Source organism: Vibrio sp. 1S139 (genome assembly GCF_041439475.1).
Lineage (GTDB): Bacteria > Pseudomonadota > Gammaproteobacteria > Enterobacterales > Vibrionaceae > Vibrio > Vibrio crassostreae_C.
The window spans coordinates 1-2,692 of sequence record NZ_JBGOOD010000138.1 but is presented as its reverse complement, the minus strand read 5'-3'; the positions used below and the strand labels follow the sequence as shown (position 1 = coordinate 2,692).

Sequence of the window (2,692 nt, the reverse complement as noted above, 5' to 3'; positions counted from 1 at the left end):
CACGTACGGTTCTTAGAGGGGCGGCACTTGGTAACAAGTGTCGTCTACTCGACAACAACGATTCAGAACGGCAACTCATAATTTGTGCTCACCAAACAATTTACTAATCAGTTCGCAGAAACATAATTTTAACTTATTGATTATTTGTGTTAGCGCGACTTCATTTATTATTATTGTCGGGGTGAAACAACTCTAGTTAGCCAAGGAGAATGCTGTGAAGATCCTATTTTTCGACCCTCACTCACTTATATACTCAAGTGCATACCTTAGCCGACATGATAAAGTACGAGAGGCGTTTAAATCACAAAAACCATTTAGCACAAGTGACCACTTTTTAAGACATGTCGAGCCAGATCGTGCGGGAGCCCAGAAACTAGCACGCGCAGCAACAGAAGCAGGTCTCTTACTTTACCCAACGGGTGAACACTACACTAGAGATCTACTCATCAAACACAATGTGTTTACAGATAACCAATTAGCTCCATATAAAAACGTAATGCTGCGCCCTGATGACAATGACCCTTATAGACGCATGTTCGCACACGCTCAAGCGCTAGAAGTTGATGAGTGGTATGTCTGCGGAGAGATGGCATTGGATGAGCGCTTAAAATCGTTTCCAGGCCGTAATCTGGTCAGTACATTTGGTGAGGGTGTGAGTGACGACTTGATATCACAGATAAGAGCTCTCCACCATCAACACTAAACACTACTTTGTAGTTAATCGAATACTATGAAGTAGCAGAGTTTATCTGAAATTTTCCAGTATCCTGAAATGCCTAACAAAGTTTTGTCATTTCTGAACTAGCAGGTAGAGAGTGATCACTGTGAACACCAATAAGAGCGCCGTACACGGCGCTCAGGTGTCAAGTCACCTTACTCAAGCCGCACGGATATCGCCCATGCTATTCCTTGGGTCTTAATGCTGATATCCATGCCATGGCTTTGTACGAAATCAATCAACTGCAATAGCTTTTCTTCCCTTTCGAACTCCTGAGAAAGCACATCGTAACCGAGCATCTCTTTAAATCCGTAGAATGAATCCACAACGGTATACACCTGATTTACATGTTGGATGTAATTCGCCACCGTTAAATCACTATCTTGCTTTAATGCCGTCTTTAGACGGTAGACAAGCCTAATGGCTTCAAGGCTAATGCCGCATGCGACTAGATTCGAGAAGTCATAATTTTGGGTGAACTCAGCATCGTCTAGAGCACTTAATACAGACTTCAATTCAAAATGAGCGAGCTTACGCATGATTATCTCCTCCCGCTAATACAGGGAAGGCGTTAACAGCTTCATGGAGCTTCTGTAAATCAGTGTTCTTTCCGTAACGCCCGTAAGTGATGTTAGGGTGAGCATGGCCGACGATTTCCGACACAACGTGCTCGGCAACCTCGGCCATTTTTAGCTCATCAATAAACGTATGGCGGAATGAATATGCGGTTGGCCGTTCCTTGGGCTTCATGCCTATATCCGTTTGTATCTTGCCGAGGTGTGTTCTATATCGGAAAGACCAGTCATGGTTCTTACCGTGTGGTTTATAGTCAAACAACTGCTTCAAGCGCTTATGGTTGCGTTCTTCTAGATATTCAATAAACCCTGATTGAATCATAGATTGATGGATGGGCACCAAACGGTAAGCATTCTTGGTTTTAAGTCGTTGCTTCTCATTTGAATCAGAACATGTGATGCAATAGATCCCATTAACTTTCTTGATGTCTGCTGTTGATAACTGGCACGCTTCTGCGGGCCTTAAGCCATGGTAGATCTGCAATCTTGTTACCCAATCAAATTGATTATCCCTGCGACAGTACTCGCTTGAAGTTAATAGTTTCGTGAGTTCGTCCAAAGTCCACCGAGAACGCTGTTCAGACGCTTTAGTGGCCCTTGATTTAGGTGTTTTGATGGATTGAAATGGATTGCTGGCAATCGTTTCTCGCTGAACACACCAAGTGAAAAACTGCCTTATGGCAGCAAGGTAGTCTTTGATTGTTTTTGAACTTAGCCCTCGGCTTAATAGGCTATCTCTGTAGGTCATAGCGGTTTTGGCTGTCGCAGGTAACTTGCGTTTTCTGATGAAGTAAATGAAGTCGGTGCAACGTTGCTTCAGTTGCGTCACTGAGAGATGCGTAATGCTTTCTAGCCTTTTTGATTGGATGAACTCATCCAACTCGTTGGCAAAGAATTTGAAATCCTTGAAAGGATTATTAGTTGCAACCAGGATAGGCGCTGGTGGAGCGGTATCAGCAACAATATTATACTGACAAGGCTGATTCCTTACTTGAGCATCAAACTCTTGCCGTACACGCTTAATCAACACCAACAGAATGGCTTTAAACGTGTTGTATGGCATGTACTGATTAAGTGCTCTGTCGAACAGAGAGCAGATCGCACTGGCTAAACGAGTATTGCGTTTGATCGCTTCACGGCGCGTTTTGGTAAGCAAAGAGAAGCGGACTTCCTTTGGGTAGTCATGGGAGTTTTGTAGAAAAACAGGGGTGGCAATGCGTGTATAGTACACGCCAGAAGCCAGTTTTATCAAATACATATGTATCACCTATCTGTGTTAGGTGACTTTTCTATGTTTCAGATACAAAAAAAGCCTTTGATAATCAAAGGCTTTTTTCTAAGAATAAGTGGTGGAGGGATAGGGATTTGAACCCTAGAACCGCTATTAACGGTTGCCGGT

At 43.3% G+C, this 2,692-nt stretch carries 3 protein-coding genes; 1 reads left to right on the top strand and 2 read right to left on the bottom strand.

Annotated elements, in window-relative coordinates; all coding sequences use genetic code 11:
* Positions 1 to 214: 214 nt before the first annotated feature.
* A complete protein-coding gene (locus ACED46_RS21675; protein ID WP_108209593.1) occupies positions 215 to 703 on the top strand; it encodes a hypothetical protein in 489 nt (162 codons plus the stop codon).
* A gap of 170 nt (positions 704 to 873) precedes the next feature.
* On the opposite strand, the gene ACED46_RS21670 is transcribed toward ACED46_RS21675, so the two are convergent.
* On the bottom strand, positions 874 to 1,257 hold the full coding sequence (locus ACED46_RS21670) for a hypothetical protein (RefSeq protein WP_108209592.1): 384 nt from the start codon (positions 1,255 to 1,257) through the stop codon (positions 874 to 876).
* Positions 1,250 to 2,551 (bottom strand): tyrosine-type recombinase/integrase, encoded by a 1,302-nt coding sequence (locus ACED46_RS21665; RefSeq protein ID WP_108209591.1) that lies wholly within the window; start codon positions 2,549 to 2,551, stop codon positions 1,250 to 1,252. Before ACED46_RS21665 ends, ACED46_RS21670 begins: the two co-directional genes overlap by 8 nt.
* Positions 2,552 to 2,692 lie beyond the last annotated feature (141 nt).